This window comes from Phocaeicola sp. (assembly GCF_057861905.1).
Window position 1 is genome coordinate 1 of the sequence record NZ_DBMACV010000053.1, and the last position, 24,199, is coordinate 24,199.

A 24,199-nucleotide genomic window follows, 5' to 3' on the forward strand; every position below is an offset into this window, starting at 1 on the left:
TATTGTTTCTTTGAAAACAAACCGGATGCATTGCAAGGATACTATATTGAGGACTCAAAACAACTGGCCTTATTCTAAACTTATCCCGAACTCAGGTAATGGTATGCCAAAGGTGTAGGGTTGGTGAAACAAGAAGAAAAGAGTCGGAAGCTTGGGCAGAAGATGGTAAAAACACTAACGAAAATAGCGGAGTAGCCTTTATCCAGAAAGAGGCTTAAATGAAAAAACGGATACTCATTCATGATTAAATGGAAAGAGTATCCGTTTTTTTGTTGAAGGATGAAGGGGAATTAATTATCGTATTTCTTTTTCTCCTTCCGACTTGACTTTTTTAAGCAAATCAGATGCAAAGATAAAGTCGTTCAAACGTTGATTGGTAGCACTGAATACTTCATTCTTTGTTCCTTCCCATTCTTTATGCCCCTGATAAATATATAATATGCTGTCACCTATCCCCAATACCGAATTCATGTCGTGAGTATTGATTACAGTAGTCATGTTGTATTCGGTTGTGATATCATGAATCAGCTCATCGATCACCAGAGAAGTCTTAGGGTCCAATCCGGAGTTTGGTTCGTCGCAGAACAAGTATTGTGGTTGGAGAGCGATGGCACGAGCTATAGCTACTCGTTTCTGCATACCGCCACTTATTTCCCCTGGATATTTATTTTTAGCATCTATCAGATTTACACGGTCCAGACAAAATTCTGCACGTTTGATTCGTTCACGGTAAGTCATATTCGAAAACATGTCAAGTGGAAACATGACATTCTCTAATACTGAAAGAGAATCGAATAAAGCAGCGCTTTGAAATATCATACCCATTTCCCGGCGTAGGGCTTTTTTCTCTTTTTTCCCCATGGTGATCAGGTTACGTCCGTCGTATAACACTTCTCCTTTTTCGGGAGTGAGCAATCCCACCAGGCATTTCATGAGTACCGTTTTTCCTGATCCACTTTGTCCGATAATCAGGTTGGTCTTGCCATTTTCGAAGATGAAATTGATGTCGTTCAGTACGGTACGGTCTTCGAATGATTTATAAAGTGATTTTATTTGTATCATTGTTTAGCTGAGTAATTGAGTAAGTATTAAGTCGGAGAACAGAATAAGCACACTGCTGCATACTACTGAATCTGTACTTGCCTTTCCTACTGCGATGGAGCCTCCTTCTACGGTGTATCCAAAGTAAGCAGATACACTGGCTATGATAAATGCAAATACTAACGATTTAATGAAGCTGCACCATACATACCATTCGACAAAGCTGTATTGAAAACCATATTCCAGGTCGGTAGTATTGGTAATGCCTGCAAACCAAGCTGTGCAGAAGGCACCTATGATTCCTGCAAAGATACTGAATATTACCAGTAAAGGAATCATTGTCATCAGTCCTAAAATTTTAGGGAGAATCAAGTATGAAGCCGAGTTTACTCCCATTATTTCGAGTGCGTCAATCTGTTGGGTGACACGCATTGTTCCGATTTCGGAAGCAATGTTTGAGCCGACTTTACCTGCCAGAATCAAACACATGATGGAAGACGAAAATTCCAGTAATAGAATTTCACGTGTAGTATATCCTACTACGAAACGTGGCATCCATGGACTTTCTATGTTCAATTTTATTTGTATACAGATAACTGCACCTATGAAAAATGAAATCAGCAGTACAATGCCGATAGAATTAATGCCCAGTTGCGCCATTTCGTTACGATACTGCTTAAGGTACATCCGGAATCGCTCTGGACGAGCAAATACTCTTCCCATCAGCATGAGGTATTTGCCTAAAGTCGTAATTGGTCTTACCATATTTATTGAGTCTAATTTTATGCAAAAGTACTGTTTTTTAGCTATATTATAATAAAAGCATAGACGAAAATGGGTGGAAGTACCACAGAACCCAAGATTTTTACTACTTTTGCTGCTGCAATGAAGGCCTTGATTCTTCATACTTAATTCTTTATTAAACAGCTTTATGGCAGAACAGGAAAATCAACAACATAATGCGGAAGAAACATTTGAGCTTCCAGCAGACGGACGCATGGTTCTTCGTACGGAGAATTTGGTAAAGAAATATGGCAAACGTACGGTGGTTAGCCATGTTTCCATCAATGTGAAACAGGGAGAAATAGTCGGATTGTTAGGACCGAATGGGGCTGGAAAGACTACTTCTTTTTACATGACGACCGGATTGATTGTTCCTAATGAGGGGCATATTTATCTGAATAATCAGGATATAACTGATTATCCTGTATATAAACGTGCGCAGAATGGCATCGGATATTTGGCACAGGAAGCTTCTGTTTTCCGTAAAATGAGTGTGGAGGATAATATAGCTTCCGTACTGGAGCTAACCAAGACTTCAAAGGAATATCAGAAAGAAAAGCTTGAAAGCCTGATTGCTGAGTTTCGCTTACAGAAAGTTCGTAAGAATTTGGGCGACCAGTTGTCGGGTGGTGAGCGTCGTCGTACAGAAATAGCACGTTGTCTGGCTATAGACCCGAAATTTATTATGCTTGATGAACCTTTTGCCGGTGTCGATCCTATTGCCGTGGAAGATATCCAGCATATTGTGTGGAAACTGAAAGATAAGAACATCGGTATTTTGATTACTGACCATAATGTGCAGGAAACATTGAGTATTACAGATCGTGCTTACTTGTTGTTCGAGGGTAAGATTCTTTTCCAGGGTACTCCTGAAGAACTTGCCGAGAATAAAATTGTACGTGAAAAATATTTGAGTAATAGTTTCGTACTCCGTAGAAAAGATTTCCAGATGAAGGAAATACGTGAGTAGACTGTTCGTGTCTTGCGGACTTGCGGAGTGATCAGTTCTTTCCCGAAGAGAATGAAAAAGTTGCGGACTTGCAATTCGTGACATAAAATCGTAAAACACTCCGTATGTGTTTTTTGTAAATTTTACTTAGACATTTTGGTTTTTGCAAGATTAAACACTATTTTTGCAAACTCTTTGAATAGACTGGAATATAGTAATAATTAAATAAATAAGTCGGAAATGAATATTTCATTGCAAAACGTAGACAAGGTAAGCGCAGTGCTTACTGTTCAGATTGAAAAGGCTGACTATCAGGAAAAAGTTGAAAAATCGCTGAAAACTCTCCGTCAGAGAGTAAATATGCCCGGATTCCGTAGAGGTATGGTTCCTATGGCTTTGATTAAAAAGCAGTATGGTACTTCTGTATTGATTGAAGAAGTTGATAAATTGATGCAGGAAAAGGTTGGCGAATACATTCGTGAAAATAAGGTAAATATGCTGGGTACTCCGCTGCCAAAGGAAAACAATGTAAATTTCGAAACTGATGAAAACTTTGAATTCTCATTCGATATCGCATTGGCTCCTGAATTCAATGTAGAATTGTCTAACAATGATACGATTGACTACTATGATATCAACGTAACAGATGAAATGGTAGATCAGCAGGTTAAGATGTATACTCAGCGTACAGCTAAATATGATAAAGTTGAGGAATATCAGGACAATGATATGCTGAAAGGTCTGTTGGCAGAACTGGATGAAAACGGTAATACCAAAGAAGGTGGTCTTCAGGTAGAAGGTGCTGTAATGATGCCTACATACATGAAGAACGATGACCAGAAAGCTATCTTCAATGGTGCTAAAACTAATACAGTTTTGGTATTCAATCCGGCAACAGCATTCGATAATAACGAAGCTGAGTTGGCTTCATTGTTGAAGATTAAGAAAGAAGAAGTTGCAAATTATAAAGGTAACTTCAGCTTCCAGATTGAAGAGATTACTCGTATGATTCCGGGTGACCTGAATCAGGAGTTGTTCGATCAGGTTTTGGGCGAAGGAAAAGCTCATAGTGAAGAAGAATTCCGTGCACAGATTAAAGAAACAATTGCTAAACAGTTTGAAGCTGACAGCGACTACAAGTTCTTGATTGATGTTCGTAACTATGTTGTTAACAAGATCGGTAAATTGGAATTTGCTGATGAACTGATGAAACGCATCATGTTGGAAAACAACAAGGAAAAAGGCGAAGAATTCGTTGCTGAACATTACGAAAAGAGCCTTGAAGAGTTGACATGGCACCTGATTAAGGAAAAACTGGTTGCAGCAAACGATATTAAAGTTGAACAGGCTGATATCACTAATATGGCAAAAGAAGCAACACGTGCTCAGTTTGCTCAGTATGGTATGATTAATGTACCTGATGAATTGTTGGAAAACTACTCTAAGGAAATGCTGAAGAAACGTGAAAGCGTAGAAGCACTGGTTAACCGAGTTATTGAAACTAAGTTGTCAGATATCCTGAAAGGTCAGGTTACATTGAACCATAAAGCTGTTTCAGCAGAAGAATTCAATAAAATGTTTCAGTAATTTCCCTGCGGTAAGCTGAGGCGAATTGCTAAAACTTGCTAAAAGAGGGGCTTTTGGTCTGGCTTTCGTCCGATTGAACAGCAGTTTTTGTACTTTTGTTCTATATGGGAAGAAGCGGTCAAAAGCTTCTCTTTTATTATTTTATTATTTACAATTATATAGATTTGACTAATGGACGATTTTAGAAAATATGCCACCAAGCATTTGGGTATGAGTAGTATGGTGCTTGACGACGTAATTAAGTCGCAGGCAGGGTATCTTAATCCTTATATCCTGGAAGAGCGTCAGTTGAATGTTACTCAGCTTGACGTGTTCTCTCGTCTGATGATGGATCGTATCATTTTCCTCGGAACACAGATAGACGATTATACAGCCAATACCCTGCAAGCTCAGTTATTGTATCTGGATTCTGTAGATTCAGGAAAGGATATCTCTATTTACATCAACTCTCCGGGCGGATCGGTTTATGCCGGACTGGGCATTTATGATACAATGCAGTTTATTTCCAGCGATGTTGCTACGATCTGTACAGGTATGGCCGCTTCTATGGCTGCTGTATTGCTGGTTGCCGGAACAGAAGGAAAACGTTCGGCTCTGACTCATTCACGTGTCATGATTCATCAGCCGATGGGGGGAGCACAAGGACAGGCTTCCGATATCGAGATTACAGCTCGTGAAATCCAGAAACTGAAGAAGGAACTGTATACAATTATAGCCGACCATTCTCATACTGATTTTGATAAGGTATGGGCCGATTCCGACCGTGATTACTGGATGACTGCTCAAGAGGCTAAAGAATATGGCATGATTGATGAAGTGCTTTCTCGTAAGCCGACATTGTAATTTAATTAATAAAAAGCTATATAATTTTGGAAGATAAATCAACTAAGAAGAGCAAAAGACGCTGTAGCTTTTGTGGACGTTCGGAAGATGAAGTCGGTTTCCTCATAACAGGTGTCAACGGATGTATTTGTGACAGTTGTTCGGAGCAGGCACACGAAATAGTCCAGGAGGCTATGCGTCAGAAAGGAAGTAATACCGATTTGAACTTGGCAGAACTTCCGAAGCCGAAAGATATAAAAGATTTCCTCGACCAGTATGTGATTGGACAAGATGATGCTAAGCGTTATCTTTCAGTTGCTGTTTACAACCATTATAAGCGTTTGTTACAGCCTTCATCAAAGGATGATGTGGAAATTGAAAAGTCCAACATTATTATGGTCGGAAGTACAGGTACGGGGAAAACATTACTGGCACGTACCATTGCCAAATTATTGCATGTTCCCTTTACCATTGTTGATGCTACAGTACTGACCGAAGCAGGTTATGTAGGTGAAGACATAGAAAGTATTTTGACTCGTCTGCTGCAAGTTGCCGATTATAACGTAGCTGAGGCTGAACGTGGTATTGTCTTTATTGATGAAATAGACAAGATTGCCCGTAAGGGAGATAATCCTTCCATTACTCGTGATGTAAGTGGAGAAGGTGTTCAGCAAGGGTTGTTGAAACTTTTGGAGGGCTCTATTGTTAACGTACCTCCACAGGGCGGGCGCAAGCATCCCGAACAGAAACTGATTCCTGTCAATACGAAGAATATTCTGTTTATTTGCGGAGGAGCATTCGATGGTATTGAGCGTAAGATTGCTCAGCGTTTAAATACGAATGTTGTGGGATACGGCGCTGCTAAGGAAAAGGTAAAGATAGACCGCGCAAACCTGATGCAGTACATTGCTCCGCAGGACTTAAAGTCTTTTGGTCTCATTCCGGAAATAATCGGACGTTTGCCTATTCTTACTTATTTGAATCCGCTGGATCGTACAGCGTTGCGTAATATTCTGACTGAACCTAAGAACTCTATCATTAAGCAATATATTAAGTTGTTCGAAATGGACGGAGTCAAGTTGGAGTTTCAGCCGGAAGTGTTCGATTATATAGTTGACAAGGCTATTGAGTACAAACTGGGTGCCCGAGGCTTAAGATCGATTGTGGAAACAATCGTGATGGACGCAATGTTCGAAATTCCGTCGCACAAGGTTGATACGTTTGTCATCACCCTGGATTATGCGAAGGAACAAATGAATAAAGCCAATTTGTCTCGTCTGCAAATGGCCTGAAAAATTAGAAAAGTGATGGGATAATAAAGTTCTTCAGCAAAATAATTACTCAATTATTTGTATAATATCAAAAGTTGTTTATAACTTTGTTACATACGTAAAGCGAGGTTTATATCTTGAAGAATTAAAAAATCACTAAAATAAAAGGACAATGGCGGAAAAGATTAATTTAGCGGAACAGTTAAAAAAGTATTTTGGTTTCGATACATTCAAGGGAAATCAAGAAGCTATAATTAGTAACTTGCTGGCCGGGAAGGATACTTTTGTTTTGATGCCTACCGGTGGTGGTAAGTCATTATGTTATCAGTTACCTTCACTATTGATGGAAGGTACGGCTATAGTTATATCTCCGCTCATTGCTCTTATGAAGAATCAGGTTGATGCTATGCGAAACTTCAGCGAAGAAGATGGAGTAGCGCATTTTATTAACTCATCACTTACTAAGTCGGCGATAGACCAGGTTAAATCTGATATCCTGGCCGGGAAGACAAAACTGCTTTATGTAGCTCCCGAATCGCTGACAAAAGAAGAAAATGTAGATTTTCTGAAACATGTGAAGATCTCTTTTTATGCAGTCGACGAAGCACATTGTATCTCGGAATGGGGACACGACTTCCGACCGGAATATCGCCGTATACGTCCTATAATCAATGAAATCGGTAAGGCACCGGTCATTGCATTGACTGCTACGGCTACTCCCAAGGTGAAAATGGATATTCAGAAAAACCTGGGAATGGTAGGAGCTACGGAGTTCAAATCCTCGTTCAACCGTCCGAATCTGTATTACGAAGTACGGCCTAAAACCAATAATGTAGATAAAGATATTATTCGTTTCATCAAACAGAATCCGGAAAAGTCGGGTATTATTTACTGTTTGAGCCGCAAGAAAGTAGAAGAACTGGCCGAAATTCTTCAGGCAAACGGCATCAAGGCGCGTCCGTATCATGCCGGAATGGATTCGGCTACTCGTAATGCTAATCAAGATGCTTTCCTGAAAGAAGACATCGATGTTATTGTGGCAACGATTGCTTTTGGTATGGGAATCGATAAGCCAGACGTACGTTTCGTTATTCATTACGATATACCGAAGAGTCTGGAGGGATATTACCAGGAGACAGGACGTGCCGGACGTGACGGTGGAGAAGGAGTGTGCATTACCTTCTATTCGAACAAAGACTTGCAGAAGCTGGAGAAGTTTATGCAGGGAAAGCCTATTTCGGAACAGGAAATCGGAAAACAACTGCTGCTGGAAACAGCTGCATATGCTGAGTCGTCGTTGTGTCGTAGAAAGATTCTGTTGCATTATTTCGGAGAAGAATATACAGAAGATAATTGTGGTAATTGTGATAACTGTTTAAATCCGAAAAAACAAGTGGAGGCTCAGGATTCGTTGTGTGCAGTGATTGAAACAATCATTGCGGTAAAAGAAAATTTTAAACAAGATTATATAGTTGATATCCTTTTGGGAAAAGAAACGTCGGAAGTGCTGGCGCATAAACATGAAGATTTGGAAGTGTTTGGTTCTGGTATGGGCGAAGAAGAACGTTTGTGGAACGCGGTCATTCGTCAGGCGTTGATAGCTGGTTATCTGAGTAAGGACGTAGAAAATTACGGCTTGCTGAAGGTTACTCCGGAAGGACATAAGTTCTTGAAAAAGCCAAAATCATTCAAGATTGTCGAAGATGCTGATTTCGATGATGAGGAAGTTGAAGAAGTACCGATGCGAAGTGGTGCATCGTGTGCGGTAGACCCGGTACTTTTCTCTATGTTGAAAGATTTGCGTAAGAAGATGTCGAAGAAACTCGATGTTCCTCCTTACGTCATCTTCCAGGATCCTTCACTGGAGGCTATGGCTACTATTTATCCGGTAACACTGGAAGAGCTGCAAAATATCCCGGGCGTGGGAGCAGGAAAAGCTAAGCGTTACGGTCAGGAGTTCTGCGAATTGATCAAGAAACATTGCGATGAAAATGAAATTGACCGTCCGGAAGATTTGCGTGTCCGTACTGTTGCCAACAAATCGAAACTGAAAGTTTCAATTATTCAGAGCATCGACCGTAAGGTGGCATTGGATGATATAGCAGTTGCAAAGGGTATCGATTTCAATGAATTGCTTGATGAAATAGAAGCAATTGTATATTCGGGTACCAAACTGAATATCGACTATTTCCTGAATGATGTGATGGATGAAGACCATATGCTCGACATCTATGATTATTTTAAGGAATCTACAACCGACAAGATAGACGATGCGATGGATGAACTGGGTGCAGATTACACCGAAGAAGAAATTCGTTTGGTTCGTATCAAGTTTATCTCGGAGATGGCTAACTGATAAAACAAGTACTTTAATAATATTGTGGCAGCAAGTATCCGGCATATGCCGTTACATGCTGCCATAGTTTTTTTATGCGGCTCTCCTCTTTATCTGCTTTTTTTCAGAAAGCGTTCTGTCAGTCGGCGGCGGACTGGTTCATCGTACAACTTCAGACAAGCATAAGCCAGAGCAATCGCTCCTACGAAAACAAGTATCATATAGGGAATTCCCTCCGTGATAGTTGCATGGGTGTTGCATACCCACGCTGTATAAATATATATCAGCGGATAGTGAGTAATGTAAATGGGGTATGAAATATCTCCTAAAAACTTGCAGATACGGCTGGAGTACTTGCCGGTTACTTTACCACCGGCTCCCATGGAAACAATGACGGGGAAAATAAAAATAATGCAGAACGATTCATAAAGTCCGTTTATCCAAAAATGCTCTTCACCGCCAATGCGAGGAATGGAAAGTATGACCACAATAATCAATGCACAGTACCAGAAAGCCCTTTTCTTGAGGCGTATCAGCCACCCCAGGCGCGACAGTAGCAGTCCGCCGAAAAAAGGATACATTAATCGTACGAAACCCACATATTGCTGTTCCCAGTTCAACGCCCATCCGCCTACCATGTCGCCCATCGGCGCAGTCTGGCTACGATAAACGGTAAAGCAAGCTGCTATGACAACTAAGATGGTCAAGGCTTTTTTGCTGAAACGGCGGATAAAAAGCGCATAAAGGATGTTGGCTATGTACTCGTAATACAGCGACCATGCCGGACCGTTCAGTGGATGCATTTCCGTCCATCCCCGTACGTCCCATTTCAACGGAAGCGGGAGCAGCGTGCATCCCAGCAGCATGATGAGCAACAATGCCCCTACGGAAGTATGTTCTATCTGTGGAAAGCAGGACGATTTCTGGAAATAAAAAAGCGCGGCTCCTACGATACTTCCCATAATAACCATCGGATGCAGACGGATGATACGACGTTTGAAGAAGGTTCCCAGTGTCATCCTGTTCCAGCGGTCGTCGTAAGCATAGCCTATTACGAATCCTGAAAGCATGAAAAAGAAATCGACAGCAAGGTAGCCGTGGTTGATGATTTGAATCAGATGATTTCCCTGCGAGTGTGTTTCAAACAGATGAAAGATAATAACCATCAGTGCTGCAACTCCGCGAAGTCCGTCGAGAATTTCATAATGTAGTTTCGAGGCGAGATAAGTGCTTTGTGTGTTCATAGTCGTTTTTTCGAGTTATAAAAGATTTTTATTCAACAGCGGGCAAAGATAGCCAACATATTATGAATAATACAAAAAAGAGCGGTCAAAGTCGGTTCTTATTCTCTTAACCGTTTGCCGGCAGGAAAAAGAACCGGAAAACAGATGAAGCAGGCTATGGGATGACTCGGTGTACAGAGAAATTTGTCTTGACGTTTTTTTATTTTTTGTACAAATTCTGAAAGTTTTTGTATAAATTATTTTGACTGTTTCTGCAGGACTTTCCTGAAAGCCGGAGGGGTGTCACCAAATAAAAAAAGATGTTAAGCATTCTTCTTAATTTGAATAAAATTTGTATATTTGCACGCAATAAAATCTAAAGCATAAAGCCCTATGTCATTTATTGCAGATAAAGTTGTAATGGACGGATTGACTTACGATGATGTATTGTTAATCCCGGCCTATTCTGAGGTATTACCCAAAGCTGTCGAACTCACGACAAAGTTTTCACGTAACATTGAATTAAAAGTTCCATTTGTAACTGCTGCCATGGATACAGTTACCGAAGCGCAGATGGCCATTGCCATTGCCCGCGAAGGAGGTATCGGTGTTATCCACAAGAACATGTCTATCGAAGAGCAGGCTCGTCAGGTTGCTATTGTAAAGCGTGCTGAAAATGGTATGATTTACGATCCTGTAACAATCAAGAGAGGTTCTACTGTAAAAGATGCTCTCGACCTGATGGCTGAATATAAAATCGGTGGTATTCCGGTGGTAGATGATGAAAAATATTTGGTAGGTATTGTTACAAACCGTGACCTTCGTTTTGAAAGAGACCTGACAAAGCGTATCGACGAAGTCATGACGAAGGAAAATATCGTAACTACAGAACCAGGAACAGATATGGAAACTGCTTCCAGAATTCTGCAAGAAAATAAAATTGAAAAATTGCCGGTTGTCGATAAAGACGGCAAGCTGATAGGTCTGATTACCTATAAAGATATTACAAAGGCAAAAGATAAACCGATGGCTTGTAAAGATGCCAAAGGACGTTTGCGTGTTGCTGCCGGAGTAGGTGTTACTGCCGATACATTGCAGCGCATGGAAGCTCTGGTAAATGCCGGTGCAGATGCTATCGTTATCGATACAGCACACGGACACTCTCTGTCGGTTATCGAAAAACTGAAAGAAGCGAAGAAGGCTTTCCCGAATATTGATATTGTTGTAGGAAATATTGCTACCGGCGAAGCTGCCAAGATGTTGGTTGAGGCTGGAGCAGATGCAGTAAAGGTTGGTATCGGTCCGGGTTCTATTTGTACCACACGTGTGGTAGCCGGAGTAGGCGTGCCGCAGTTGACAGCCGTATACGATGTAGCAAAAGCATTGGAAGGTACAGGTGTTCCTTTGATTGCCGATGGTGGTTTGCGCTATTCGGGCGATGTAGTGAAGGCACTGGCTGCCGGAGGTTACAGCGTAATGATCGGTTCACTGGTTGCCGGAACAGAAGAATCACCGGGCGACACGATTATCTTCAACGGCCGTAAGTTTAAGTCATATCGTGGTATGGGTTCACTGGAAGCCATGGAAAACGGCTCGAAAGACCGCTACTTCCAGTCGGGTACTACCGATGTGAAGAAACTGGTTCCGGAAGGTATTTCTGGCCGTGTTCCTTACAAAGGTACATTGTACGAGGTAATCTACCAGTTGGTCGGTGGTCTGCGTGCCGGTATGGGATATTGCGGTGCACACAATATCACAGAGTTGCACAACGCTAAGTTCACCCGTATCACAAATGCCGGTGTACTGGAAAGCCATCCGCACGATGTCGCAATTACCAGCGAGGCTCCTAATTACAGCCGTCCTCAGTAAGACAGGATGATTCCTATCGCATAAGGATATAGTTTTTCACCACAGACTTCGGTTCTATTGCCAGGATAACTTCATTGATGTATGCCGGCAGATTGAAGTCTGTGGTGAATTTTGTTATAAATGTATTTTTTTATTTCTTTCCAACCCTTATCGAACAATGACGAGTTTTGTAAAACAATTCTTTTTGCTCTCTTGTTTTTGTCTTCCCTGCAGCCTGTTTGCCGTTGGCAATGCCGACGTGCTGTTGCGTGTCGGTGGAAAAGATGTGACAAAGCAGGAGTTTGAACTTTATTGCAAGCATCATCTTGCAGGAAACTGCCGTACAGAATCGGTACAGAATGCTTTCGATGATTTTCTCTTCCAGAAATTGAAATCGGCCGATATGCGAAGGACGGGATGCGATACTCTCCCGGCTTTTCGTCAATATTGCAAAGTGATGCAGGGGGAATTGCTTAAGACTGTGATGCTGGATAAGGAACAGGAAGAGCGTGCCTGCCGCGATTTATACCGGCAGAGTGTAGAGCGGCTTTCAAAAAGCGGATGGGTAAAGATGGAACAGATTACCTGTCTGCTGGCTCAGGATGCTACCAGACAGGAAGAGAACGCAGCCCGTAACCGTATGGATTCCATCTATACGGCACTGAAGCAGGGCGCCTCGTTTTCAGCATTTTCTCATCAGGAGGAAGGCGGCACATGGATGCCGGTTGTGGAACTGCTTCAGGAGTTTACCGATCAGTTGACATCACTTGCAAAAGGTGCTTTTTCGAAACCGTTTTTTTCTCCGTTGGGAATTCATATCGTCAAGCTGACCGACAGTAAGCCTTGCATCAGCTATGAAGAGGCCCGGCCTTATCTTATCGCTTACATGGATCGCTTGGGGGCTGAACATCCTGCCTTGAAACGGGATGTCTTTGCACGTTGGACTGAAGGGGTGCTCGATGACAAGAACATACAGATGCGTCTGGAAACGGAAGAAGATGCTTTGCTCGCATCTTTTTGGGACAAGCTGCATGGGGAGTCTTCTCCTCATGAGGCTACTTCCGGCGAGCTGGATGACTATTTCAAGCAGCATAAGGAACGTTATGCTTGGGAACTTCCACACTTCAAGGGAGCTGTAATCCGCTGTTCCAACAAGAAGATGGCTTCGCGCATTAAGAAGTATCTGAAAAAATCTCCTTCCAGCCAGTGGGCAGAGAGATTGCATAAACTGGCCGAATCTGATTCTACCATCAATGCCTCAATCGAAGTAGGACTTTTTCAGATCGGGAAAAATGCCTGTGTCGACAAGCTGGCGTTCAAATGCGGACATCTTCGGGAAGACAAGGAACGACCTTATGCTTTTCTGATGGGAAAAAAATTGAAAAAAGGTCCCGAGGCGTATACCGATGTGCTTGATGCTGTAAAGGCCGACTATCGGAGAGAGCAGGAAAAAGAGCAGCTTGCTTCGTTAATGCAACATTTTGGCGTAGAAATAGAACAAGACGTTTTAAAAACCGTTAATTGTTGCGGAAGTAATTAATTAATACTGTATCTTCGTTCACTGATTCAGAGTAATAAGGCGAATGGGCAAATTTAGTATCTTCATTATTGCAGGGCTGATAGCTTTGTCAGGTTGTGGCAAGACGGTAGACCATAAGGGAAAAACTCCCTTGGTGGAAGTCGGTCATGAATTTCTGTATAAGGAGGACTTGCAGGCAGCCATGCCAGTGGGGATGCGCGGAGAAGACAGTGTCCGGTTTGCCGATGAATATATCCATAACTGGATAACAGATGTCTTGTTATACAAGAAAGCAGAAGGAAACATTCCCGATAATGTGAAAATAGATGAGCTGGTAGCCTCGTACCGTCGTGCGCTGATTATGCATACCTATCAGGAGGAACTGGTCAACCAGAAGCTGGGCAGTGAAATCTCGGATGCAGAGATTGAACAATATTATAACCAGAATGCCGGAATGTTTCGTGCCAACCAGCCTTATGTGCAGGGATTGTTTATGAAAGTACCGGTAAGTGCCCGTCATTTGAACAATGTACGTGCATGGTACAAGAAGAATACACAGGAAGCTATCGACAAGCTGGAGAAATTCAGTATCGGTAATGCCGTGAGTTACGATTTCTTTTACGACCGGTGGATTCCGGTGTCGGATATTGCAGCCAAGCTTCCGCTGAAAGCAGTCGATACAGATGCTGACTATTTAAACCGCAACCGCAATGTAGAGGTGCGTGATACGGCGTATTGTTATTTCCTCCATGTAGAACATTTTTTGCCTGCCGGACAACAGTTGCCGCTGGAATATGCCAAGAGTGAAATAAAAGAAATATTAATCAATCTGAAGCGTGTGGAGTTCATTAATCGAATGAAGGATGATTTGTATAAAAAGGCTTCAGAGGATAAGGACATTATTTATTATTAGAATCCGAACAATGAATAAGATTAAGTTTATCAAGGCTTATGCTTGTATGCTTTTGTTGCTTGCCGGAGTGTCGGCTTATGCGCAAAATAATGTGATAGACGAAGTAGTCTGGGTCGTAGGTGATGAGGCTATTTTGAAATCGGACGTGGAGAATGAACGTCTGAACGCTCAGTATGAGAACCGGCATTTCGACGGTGACCCGTATTGTGTGATTCCGGAAGAACTTGCCATTCAGAAACTTTTCCTGCATCAGGCGGAGATAGATAGTGTGATGGTTTCCGATCAGGAAGTGATTCAGGACGTTGAGCAGCGTATCGCATGGCTTACCGACCAGATCGGATCGAAAGAAAAGATGGAGGAATATTACAACAAGTCGTATACTCAGATTCGTGAAATGTTGCGCGAAAATGTAAAGAGTCAGAAAACAGTGCAGCAGATGCAGCAGAAGATTGTAGGCGATATCAAGCTGACTCCTGCCGAAGTTCGTAACTACTTCAGTCAGTTGCCTCAGGATAGTATTCCGTTTATTCCGACTCAGGTAGAGGTACAGATTATTACGCAGGAACCGAAAGTTTCGGAAAAAGAAATAGAACGTGTAAAGGCTCAGTTACGTGAGTATGCCGACCGTGTAAATAAGGGTGAAACTTCTTTCTCTACGCTGGCTCGTTTTTATTCGGAAGATCCGGGTACTGCGCGGCGTGGTGGTGAAGGTGGATTTACCGGAAGAGGTGAGCTGGTGCCTGAATTTGCAAATGTTGTGTTCAACTTGACGGATACCAAGAAAGTATCGAAGGTGTTCGAAACAGAGTTCGGTTATCACATTGCTCAGTTGATTGAAAAACGAGGTGACCGAGTAAACTACCGTCATATTTTGTTGCGCCCGAAAGTAGACCAGAAAGACATTGATGCAGCTCTTGCCCGTCTGGATTCTATTGCAGACGATATCCGGAAAAATAAATTTACTTTTGATGAAGCTGCTACCTGGATTTCGCAGGATAAAGATACCCGTAACAATCATGGATTGCTGGCTAACCCGCAGACCAGTACTTCTCGTTTCGAAATGCAGCAGTTGGCCGGTCTGATTTCGCAGGATGTGGCAAAGGTTGTAGAGAACATGCAGATAGGTGAAATATCAAAACCTTTTACAATGATCAATTCAAAAGGTAAGCAGGTCTGTGCAATCGTCAAGCTGAAAAACCGTATTGATGGTCATAAGGCAACCATTACCGAGGACTATCAGCGTCTGAAAGCGATGGTAATGGCTAAACGAAGCGAGGAAAAGCTTCAGAAATGGATTGTAGAAAAACAGAAGAATACATATGTACGTATCAATCCCGACTGGAGAAACTGTGATTTCAAATATCCGGGATGGATCAAGAACTGATACTTAAACTCATATATGCAGAAACAGAAGAACAAGAAAAATATATTTGGCGGGCATAGGGTGCTGTTAGCAGGCGTCCTATGCCTGTTCGGCTTTTGTCTGCTGGCACAGAAGCCGGTTCAGAACCGGAAACCGAAGGCGCAGACCGATACGGCAAAGGTGCAGAAGACTCAGGCTGCTCCCAAAAAACAGCCGGCCAAGAGTAAGGTGTATCTGATCCATTCCGATTTGTTGCGCAAAGATTCACGTCATCCGGACGCGCAAGTCGTAGTAGGAAATGTAGTCTTTCGTCACGATAGTGTGTATATGTACTGCGATAGTGCTTACTATTACGACAAGATTAGTTCGTTCGAAGCTTTCAGTAATGTGAAGATGAATCAGGGAGATACGCTTTTTCTGTATGGCGACCGGTTGTATTACGATGGAAACACCCAGATAGCCGAAGCGCGTATGAATGTACGTATGGAGAACCGTAATACAACACTGCTGACCGATAGCCTGAACTACGACCGTGTGTATAATCTGGGATATTTCTTCGATGGAGGTACGCTGATGGATGAACAGAACGTACTGACTTCGGAATGGGGGCAATACAACCCCAGTACCAAACAGTCGGTCTTCAACTATAATGTGAAGCTGGTGAATCCGCAGTTTACCCTGACTTCCGATACACTGGAATACAATACGGCAAGTAAGATTGCCAATATTGTCGGTCCTTCGGATATCCTGAGCGACAATAATCATATCTATTCGGAACGGGGAACCTATAATACGATGACCGGAAAGGCATACTTGCTGGACCGTTCTGTCCTGACTAACGAAGGCAAACAACTGACAGGTGACTCTTTGTTCTACGATCGGAATGAAGGTTTGGGCAAGGCTTTCCGCAATATGGTATTGACCGATACCATCAACAAAAATATGATGACGGGAGAATACGGATATTATAACGAAAAGAAGAAATATGCGTTTGCTACCGACAAGGCTGTTGCCATCGACTATTCTCAAGGCGATAGCCTGTTCCTGCATGGAGATACATTGCTGATGGAAACTTTCCATCTGGATACAGACTCGATGTTCCGTGAGATGCGTGCATTTCATAAGGTGCGTTTCTACCGGACAGATGTGCAGGGAGTGGCCGATTCGCTGGTCTTTTCTACAAAAGACAGTTGCCTGACCATGTATCACGATCCTATTTTGTGGAACAAGAACCAGCAACTGGTAGGAGAAAAGATTTGTATGTATATGAACGACAGTACGATAGACTGGGCACATATCATCAATCAGGCGTTGTCGGTAGAGCAGATAGATACAACGATGTATAATCAGGTGACGGGAAAGGAAATGAAAGCATACTTCCGCGATAAGCAGATGTACAAGACGGAAGTTATCGGTTCGGTACGTCTGGTTTACTATCCGATGGATGCCGATAGTACACTGATTGGAATGAATGTTTCGGAAACCAGTAAGCTGGATATTTATCTGGAAAACCAGAAACTGGAGAAAATGGTGATGAGTCCTAAGTCGAACGGTACACTTTATCCGATGACACAGATTCCTTCCGGAACCAGTAAATTGCAGAATTTTGTATGGTTCGACTATATACGTCCGCAGAACAAGCAAGATATATTCAACTGGCGCAGCAAGAAAGTTGAAGACCAGTTGAAGAAGAATGTACGCGGCCCGGTAGAACTGCCGAACCAGCATTTGTTTGAAACTAAAAAGGAGTAAGAGTATGGGAATGTTTACGATGAGAAAGCCACGTGCATATCACCATGAGTATATTTACGTGGATGAGCGAAAGGAAAAGTTGGAGAAGATAGAAGAAAACGCAAAGCGTGATCTGGGGATGCTTCCTCCTAAGGAATTTTCTCCCGAAGACATCCGGGGAAAGTTTGTTGAAGGTACAACTTACCTGAAACGGCGTAAAGAAAGTGGACGCAAGCCCTTGAGTTACGCTACTATATTCATAGCCATAGCTGTACTTGCATATATCTTACACTATTTGGTGACTGGAGAACTTACTTTCTAAATTTTTTCATGTTATGAGCGATGTAATCCGTTTGTTGCCCGATTCCGTAGCCAACCAGATTGCGGCGGGCGAAGTTATACAGCGTCCGGCTTCTGTGGTGAAGGAGTTGGTAGAAAATGCCATCGACGCCGGAGCACATCACGTAGACGTTTTGGTGACTGATGCGGGCAAGACTTGTATTCAGGTCATAGACGATGGAAAAGGTATGTCGGAAACTGATGCGCGTCTGGCTTTCGAACGTCATGCGACATCGAAAATTCGTCAGGCTGCCGATTTGTTTTCTCTTCATACGATGGGTTTCCGTGGCGAGGCGCTTGCTTCGATTGCTGCGGTGGCTCAGGTAGACCTGCGTACTTGTCAGGAAGGAGAACAGCTTGGAACTCATATTTGTATTTCGGGCTCCAAGGTAGAAAGTCAGGAGGCTATAGCGTGTTCACAGGGAAGTAATTTTTCTGTTAAAAACCTTTTCTTCAATATTCCAGCGCGGCGTAAGTTCTTGAAATCGAATCAGACGGAGCTGAGTAATATTCTGGCAGAATTTGAACGTATTGCCCTGGTCAATCCTGATGTATCGTTTACACTGCATCATAATGATACGGAAATGCTGAATCTTCCGGCTATCCAGTTGCGTCAGCGTATTATGGGAGTATTCGGAAAGAAACTGAACCAAGATTTGCTGTCGCTCGATATTGAAACCAGTATGGTAAAAATACATGGTTTTATCGGAAAGCCCGAAACGGCCCGCAAGAAAGGGGCTCGTCAGTTCTTTTTTGCCAACGGGCGTTATATGCGACACCCATATTTTCACAAGGCGGTGGTCGATGCTTACGAAAACCTCATTCCGGCTGGTGAACAGGTTTCTTACTTTATTTATTTTGATGTCGATCCGGCAAATATTGATGTGAATATTCATCCTACGAAGACAGAAATAAAATTTGAGAACGAGCAGCCTATCTGGCAGATCCTGTCGGCAGCAGTAAAAGAAACGTTGGGACGCTTCAATGCTGTTCCTTCCATTGACTTTGATACGGAAGGTATGCCTGATATTCCAGCTTTTGATGCGGCTCCTACTTCGGGCGTTCGTCCTCCTTCTACTTCGTACGATCCTTCGTATAATCCGTTTAATGTGTCGTCGGTGCCTCCATCGCAGTATTCTCCTTCTTCGTACAATAAGAAGCAGCACACGGAATGGGAACCTTTGTTTCAGGGGCTGGAAAAGAACAGTATGCCTGCGTGGAATATGCCTTCTTCGCCTGTTCCTGAAGAATCGTGGAGTGAGCCTGAACAAGAACCGTCGGAGCCGACATTGTATGATGAGCATCCGGATGAAAATGTAGCAGAAAAGTCGGCACAACATTATCAGTATAAAGGAAGCTATATTCTGACTTCTGTCAAGTCGGGATTGATGATTATTGACCAGCAGCGTGCTCATGTACGTATTTTGTACGATAAGTATATGAGTCAGATAGCCAATCGGAGAAATGTTTCTCAGCGTATGCTATTTCCTGATATGGTGCATTTCTCTCCAGCCGAAGTTCCTGTGCTGGAGGAAATCATGGACGACCTGACAGCCTTGGGCTTTGAACTCAGTAATCTGGGGGGAGGCTCTTATGCCATCAATGGCATACCGGCAGGTATTGAAGGTTTAAATCCAGAAACGCTGGTGACGAATATGGTGCAGACTGCTATCGAAAAGGGCTGTAAGGTAAAAGAGGAAGTGCAGAGTATGCTGGCTCTTTCACTGGCAAAAGCTGCTGCTATTGTACCTGGACAGGTACTTACGAATGAAGAAATGAATAATCTGGTAGATGAGCTTTTTGCTGTTTCTACTCCCAATTATACTCCCGACGGCAAGGTCGTGCTTTCAGTCTTGAAAGAAGACGATTTGGAGAAGCTTTTCAAGTAAGACGGAATCAGTTGACTTGTCAAAATTGGAGTTGCATAAAATCTCTCTGTTTTTATCTTGTATTGTGATGATATAGGATAAAAATAGAGAGATTTTGTATTTCATAACTTATCCTTTGTTCCTTTTCTTGTAACTGCTGGGGCTTTCTCCTAATATTTTGATAAATACTTTTGTAAAATGATATTGGTCATAGAAACTTAGTTTGTCGGCTATTTCTTTAATCTTCATGTCTGAAAAGTCAAGAAGCTGACAGGCTTTTTGTATTTTCATGTGAGTAAAATAATTGAGAGGTGTATGTCCGGTCTTCTTTAAAAAAAGTTGTCCGAAATGTGATGGAGAGTATCGTACGCTTTCTGCAATTTCTTCCAAGGATAATTTTTTGTTGATGTTTTTTTGCATGAAACAAATGGCCTCCTGTATAATGTTACCTTTTGACGCTTTATTGACTTCTCTAAATTGAGATATAAAACGGAATGAGGCTATAAAATGCCATAGGCACAATGAAGTATACTCCAGATTTTCGATGCTATATCCTTTTTCCAGATTTTGATAGATTTCTTCAAAGAGGATAAGTCTGTCTTTGAATCGAGCATCGGGAGCATCGTCAATGTTGAATACTTTATTGTATATTGATTTGAATAGGTGGCTTTTTTCTCCGGTGAAATGAATCCAGTAAATAGACCATGGATTGCGTTCGGAGGCTGCATACGTGTGTGGTAGTCCTGCTTCGATGATGAAAAACTGTTCTTTTTCTATATCATGATGTACTCCATTCACATTGAACCATCCTTTTCCTTCTGTACAATATATAAGAATATGTTGGCTTGCTCCTTCGGGACGTGTTCTGTAGTGCCCTGAGGCTTTAGGATAGAAACCAATGTCTGTAACGTATAACAGATTGGTTATTTCATTGTTTTGCAATAGCTCAATAATTGCTGGAGGGAGCACAATAGCTCTCTGGCCCGTAAATCCATCTTTTTTGTGCTTCATAGATTGTATTTTACTTTTGCAAAAGTAATTTTTTCTGTTTGCTTTTCAAATCTCCTCTTCCCTTTTTAGTGAAAAAAACAAGATATTTTACATGATAACCGATGTTTTCTACATTTTTTGCCTCATGGATTCTCTGTTATTTTGTATTCGTTTAATATTAATAACTAACTATGAATACATATAATTGTCTTTTTGTCTATTTTATTTGTTTGGTTTCAGCAATGGGAGGGCTTCTTTTCGGGTACGATTGGGTTGTCATAGGTGGAGCAAAACCTTTTTATGAAATTTATTTTGGAATATCCGAGAATGCTGGTATGCAGGCTTTAGCAATGAGTATTGCCTTGGCTGGTTGCTTGTTAGGAGCTACAATGGCGGGATTTTTGGCCGATCGTTATGGAAGAAAGAAACTATTGCAGTTTGCAGCCTTGGTCTTTTTGGTGTTTTCTTGGGCTACTGGTGCAAGTTCTGCTTTGATGACTTTTATTTTGGCCCGATTGGTAGGAGGAATAGCCATTGGCTTAGCTGCTGATTTATCTCCGATGTACATTGCCGAAGTTGCTCCGACACGGATACGTGGTAAACTGGTTACTTTAAATCAGTTGACAATTGTTCTTGGAATTTTGAGTGCACAGATTGTGAATATGCTTTTGGCCGATCCTGTATCGGAAACTGCAACTTCAAGTGATATTTTTCTGTCGTGGAACGGACAAGCAGGATGGAGATGGATGTTTTGGGCAGTGTGTATACCGTCTGGCCTTTTCTTTTTACTTTCTTTGTTTATTCCGGAAAGCCCGCGTTGGCTGGCTGCCAATAATCGGAGAGAAGCTGCTGCAAAGGTTTTGCGAACTATCGGAGGAGAAGAATATGCAAAAGTAGAACTTTTAAATTATTCTGCAGCTTCCTTTTCTTCAAGTAGTCAACATCAAGGCGCGTTGTCTTTATTATTTTCTGCTAAAATGCGTAAAGTCTTAATTGTTGGTATTGTATTGGCTATGTTTCAGCAGTGGAGTGGGACTAATATTATATTCAATTATGCTCAAGAGGTATTTCAGGCAGCAGGGTATGGCATATCTGAAATGCTGATGAATATTGTAGTAACTGGCATTGCTAATTTAGTCTTTACATTTATCGCTATTTATACAGTCGAACGTTTGGGGCGTAAAACATTGATGTTAATAGGGGCAGGCGGACTGGCGGGCATTTATACATTGCTTGGCATAAGTTATTTTCTTGAGTTTAAGGGAGTGATTATGATTGTGTTTATTGTGCTTGCAATTGGACTTTATGCGATGTCCTTAGGACCGATAACTTGGGTATTGTTGTCGGAAATATTTCCTAATAAGGTACGTGGAATTGCAATGGCTGTATGTACAGCCTGCTTGTGGATAGCATCTTTCTTGTTGACTTATACTTTCCCGTTTCTAAATGCAGGCCTGGGTACAGGAGGAGCCTTTATTCTTTATATGATAATCTGTTTGGCAGGTTTCCTGTTCGTTTTACGTTATGTGCCGGAAACCAAAGGAAAATCGTTGGAAGAGTTAGAAAAGGAGTTGGTAAAGTGATTGTAATTTAGAATTTGAAGCGCAAGATATTATACATTATTTTATGAGGTAAAACTTGTTTAGCTATTATTGCTTATGGAAAAGATAACAGAGTATTTAGTTCAAAGCACAATTAATACTTCCGAAGTAAGAGCTTGGGAGGAGGTTGTAATGCTGCCTACTTATGGCATAGGTAAAGAAGAGAAAAATCCTATTTTTTTGGAGAAACGTGTCTATCAGGGTAGTTCCGGTTCAGTTTATCCTTATCCGGTAATTGAAAAGATTGAAGATGAAAAACATGATTGTCCTTGGAGGGCTTTTTTTATAGAGAATGAGTATATCAAGGTGATGATTTTGCCTGAATTGGGGGGACGTATTCAGATGGCTTATGATAAGGTAAAAAAGCGTCATTTCGTTTATTATAATCAGGTAATCAAACCGGCTTTGGTTGGTCTTACCGGCCCATGGATTTCTGGAGGTATTGAGTTTAACTGGCCACAGCATCACCGTCCGAGTACTTATTTGCCTACAGATTGCATGATAGAAGAATTTCCGGATGGAAGTAAAACAGTGTGGTGTAGTGAAGTAGAACGTATGTTCCGTACTAAAGGTATGGTTGGATTTACACTTTATCCGGGCAAAGCTTATATTGAAATAAAAGCTAAGGTTTATAATCGTACTCCCTTCCCGCAGACTTTTTTGTGGTGGGCAAATCCGGCTGTTGCTGTCAATAAAGATTATTATTCTGTATTTCCACCTGATGTGAACGCCATGTTTGATCATGGAAAGCGTGCAGTTTCAAGTTTTCCTATTGCAACTGGGGAATATTATAAAGTAGACTATTCTGCAGGTGTGGATATATCTCGTTATAAAAATATTCCTGTACCCACTTCTTATATGGCCATTAATTCTAAATATGATTTTGTTGGCGGTTACAATGAGGATGTAGAGGCTGGACTTCTCCATGTGGCGGATCATCATATTAATGCAGGGAAAAAACAATGGACATGGGGATGTGGTGATTTTGGTCAGGCCTGGGATCGCAATCTTACAGACGAAGATGGACCGTATATTGAGCTTATGACGGGTATGTATTGTGATAATCAGCCTGATTTTACTTGGTTGCAACCTTATGAAGAAAAATCTTGGGTACAATATTTCATGCCTTATCAGAAAGTAGGTATGGTGAAGAATGCAACGCGCGATGCGCTTATCAATATTCTTCCGGAGCAAGAGGGGAGGATGAAAGTTATGCTTTATACAACAGCAGTACATCGCGAAGTGCGCATCATGCTTGTTAATGTGGAAAATGGTAAGATTTATCTTGATGCCCTTACAGCTGTAGCTCCGGATAATGCCTATGAAAATACTGTAGTGTGTGATACTGTTAAACTGGAAGAACTGAAGCTTACTGTTCTCGATGAGAATGGTAAAGTGCTTGTTAGCTACCAGGCTGATAAACCGGAAATTAAGCCTGTTCCGGAGCCGGCAAAGGCAGCACTTGATCCGAAGGAAATAGCCAGTATGGAGCAATTGTTCCTGACCGGACAGCATTTGGAACAGCATCGTCATGCCACTTATCTTCCAATGGATTATTATATGGAAGCTCTCAGGCGTGATGAAAGTGATATTCGTTGCAATAATGCAGTGGGTCTGTTGTTGTTGCGCCGGGGACGTTTTGCTGAAGCTCAGAAATATTTTGAACGGGCTGTTAAAACTCAGACGGAGCGTAATCCCAATCCATACGATGGTGAACCTCGCTATAACCTCGGGTGGAGTAAAAAAATGCAAGGCGATATAGATGGAGCTTATGATGCATTCTTTAAAGCTACTTGGAATGCAGCCTGGCAGGATGCCGGTTATATGGGATTGGCGCAGATTGACATGATTCGGGGAGATTATACAGATGGACTTGACCATATTAACCGTTCTTTGTATCGTAACTGGTTAAATCACGTGAGTTCGACGAATTGTAAGTGTTTGTAAATTTGGTGATTAGCGAAAATTGTTGTAACTTTATAGTGCTGAATTACAAAGAATTACAAACAATAATCG

Annotated in this window: 18 protein-coding genes; 14 read left to right on the plus strand and 4 right to left on the minus strand. The window is 41.9% G+C overall.

The annotated features are described in order from the left end of the window. Nucleotides 1-294 precede the first annotated feature (294 nt). Together ACZM60_RS10585 and ACZM60_RS10590 are read right to left on the minus strand one after the other, a co-directional pair. On the minus strand, nucleotides 295-1,062 hold the full coding sequence (locus ACZM60_RS10585; protein WP_021971955.1) for an ABC transporter ATP-binding protein: 768 nt from the start codon (nucleotides 1,060-1,062) through the stop codon (nucleotides 295-297). Nucleotides 1,063-1,065: 3 nt separating this feature from the next. Further along, nucleotides 1,066-1,806 carry an MlaE family ABC transporter permease gene (locus ACZM60_RS10590; RefSeq protein WP_489521481.1) on the minus strand — a complete coding sequence of 247 codons (741 nt, stop codon included), beginning with the start codon at nucleotides 1,804-1,806 and terminating at the stop codon, nucleotides 1,066-1,068. A gap of 166 nt (nucleotides 1,807-1,972) precedes the next feature. On the opposite strand from ACZM60_RS10590, the gene lptB reads away from it, so the two are divergent. The 5 genes from lptB to recQ all read left to right on the plus strand — a co-directional run bounded on the left by lptB (nucleotide 1,973) and on the right by recQ (nucleotide 8,809). Next, nucleotides 1,973-2,794 carry an LPS export ABC transporter ATP-binding protein gene (lptB, locus tag ACZM60_RS10595; protein WP_021971953.1) on the plus strand — a complete coding sequence of 274 codons (822 nt, stop codon included), beginning with the start codon at nucleotides 1,973-1,975 and terminating at the stop codon, nucleotides 2,792-2,794. Between the two features lie 219 nt (nucleotides 2,795-3,013). After that, nucleotides 3,014-4,360 (plus strand): trigger factor, encoded by a 1,347-nt coding sequence (gene tig, locus ACZM60_RS10600; RefSeq protein ID WP_021971952.1) that lies wholly within the window; start codon nucleotides 3,014-3,016, stop codon nucleotides 4,358-4,360. 171 nt (nucleotides 4,361-4,531) lie between these two features. After that, nucleotides 4,532-5,203 (plus strand): ATP-dependent Clp endopeptidase proteolytic subunit ClpP, encoded by a 672-nt coding sequence (gene clpP / locus ACZM60_RS10605; RefSeq protein WP_340319679.1) that lies wholly within the window; start codon nucleotides 4,532-4,534, stop codon nucleotides 5,201-5,203. A 26-nt stretch (nucleotides 5,204-5,229) separates the two neighbouring features. After that, nucleotides 5,230-6,474: an ATP-dependent Clp protease ATP-binding subunit ClpX gene (clpX, locus tag ACZM60_RS10610; RefSeq protein ID WP_340319680.1), complete on the plus strand. Its 1,245-nt coding sequence runs from the start codon at nucleotides 5,230-5,232 to the stop codon at nucleotides 6,472-6,474. A gap of 151 nt (nucleotides 6,475-6,625) precedes the next feature. Continuing rightward, on the plus strand, nucleotides 6,626-8,809 hold the full coding sequence (gene recQ / locus ACZM60_RS10615) for a DNA helicase RecQ (protein ID WP_340319681.1): 2,184 nt from the start codon (nucleotides 6,626-6,628) through the stop codon (nucleotides 8,807-8,809). Nucleotides 8,810-8,898: 89 nt separating this feature from the next. Here the strand turns inward: recQ and ACZM60_RS10620 are convergent, their stop codons facing one another. Beyond that, on the minus strand, nucleotides 8,899-10,032 hold the full coding sequence (locus ACZM60_RS10620) for an acyltransferase family protein (RefSeq protein WP_489521482.1): 1,134 nt from the start codon (nucleotides 10,030-10,032) through the stop codon (nucleotides 8,899-8,901). 372 nt (nucleotides 10,033-10,404) lie between these two features. Here ACZM60_RS10620 and guaB point away from each other — a divergent pair, with 372 nt between their 5' ends. The 7 genes from guaB (at nucleotide 10,405) to mutL (ending at nucleotide 19,613) form a co-directional block, all read left to right on the plus strand. Continuing rightward, complete coding sequence (gene guaB / locus ACZM60_RS10625) at nucleotides 10,405-11,880, plus strand: IMP dehydrogenase (protein WP_340319683.1); 1,476 nt, start codon at nucleotides 10,405-10,407, stop codon at nucleotides 11,878-11,880. A 184-nt stretch (nucleotides 11,881-12,064) separates the two neighbouring features. Then, on the plus strand, nucleotides 12,065-13,399 hold the full coding sequence (locus ACZM60_RS10630) for a peptidylprolyl isomerase (RefSeq protein WP_489521483.1): 1,335 nt from the start codon (nucleotides 12,065-12,067) through the stop codon (nucleotides 13,397-13,399). A gap of 43 nt (nucleotides 13,400-13,442) precedes the next feature. Next, nucleotides 13,443-14,291 carry a peptidyl-prolyl cis-trans isomerase gene (locus ACZM60_RS10635; RefSeq protein WP_489521484.1) on the plus strand — a complete coding sequence of 283 codons (849 nt, stop codon included), beginning with the start codon at nucleotides 13,443-13,445 and terminating at the stop codon, nucleotides 14,289-14,291. Nucleotides 14,292-14,301: 10 nt separating this feature from the next. Continuing rightward, nucleotides 14,302-15,675: a peptidylprolyl isomerase gene (locus ACZM60_RS10640; RefSeq protein WP_340319685.1), complete on the plus strand. Its 1,374-nt coding sequence runs from the start codon at nucleotides 14,302-14,304 to the stop codon at nucleotides 15,673-15,675. A 15-nt stretch (nucleotides 15,676-15,690) separates the two neighbouring features. After that, nucleotides 15,691-17,406: an OstA-like protein gene (locus tag ACZM60_RS10645; protein WP_021970836.1), complete on the plus strand. Its 1,716-nt coding sequence runs from the start codon at nucleotides 15,691-15,693 to the stop codon at nucleotides 17,404-17,406. Nucleotides 17,407-17,410: 4 nt separating this feature from the next. Then, nucleotides 17,411-17,707, plus strand: coding sequence for a hypothetical protein (locus ACZM60_RS10650; protein ID WP_021970835.1), 297 nt, complete (start codon nucleotides 17,411-17,413; stop codon nucleotides 17,705-17,707). A gap of 13 nt (nucleotides 17,708-17,720) precedes the next feature. Beyond that, nucleotides 17,721-19,613: a DNA mismatch repair endonuclease MutL gene (gene mutL, locus ACZM60_RS10655; protein WP_340319686.1), complete on the plus strand. Its 1,893-nt coding sequence runs from the start codon at nucleotides 17,721-17,723 to the stop codon at nucleotides 19,611-19,613. A 108-nt stretch (nucleotides 19,614-19,721) separates the two neighbouring features. Here mutL and ACZM60_RS10660 read toward each other — a convergent pair whose 3' ends face one another. Then, on the minus strand, nucleotides 19,722-20,603 hold the full coding sequence (locus ACZM60_RS10660) for an AraC family transcriptional regulator (protein WP_021970979.1): 882 nt from the start codon (nucleotides 20,601-20,603) through the stop codon (nucleotides 19,722-19,724). Nucleotides 20,604-20,773: 170 nt separating this feature from the next. On the opposite strand from ACZM60_RS10660, the gene ACZM60_RS10665 reads away from it, so the two are divergent. Both ACZM60_RS10665 and ACZM60_RS10670 read left to right on the plus strand, forming a co-directional pair. Then, nucleotides 20,774-22,165 (plus strand): sugar porter family MFS transporter, encoded by a 1,392-nt coding sequence (locus ACZM60_RS10665; protein WP_489521485.1) that lies wholly within the window; start codon nucleotides 20,774-20,776, stop codon nucleotides 22,163-22,165. 75 nt (nucleotides 22,166-22,240) lie between these two features. Further along, nucleotides 22,241-24,130, plus strand: coding sequence for a DUF5107 domain-containing protein (locus tag ACZM60_RS10670; protein WP_489521486.1), 1,890 nt, complete (start codon nucleotides 22,241-22,243; stop codon nucleotides 24,128-24,130). Nucleotides 24,131-24,199 lie beyond the last annotated feature (69 nt).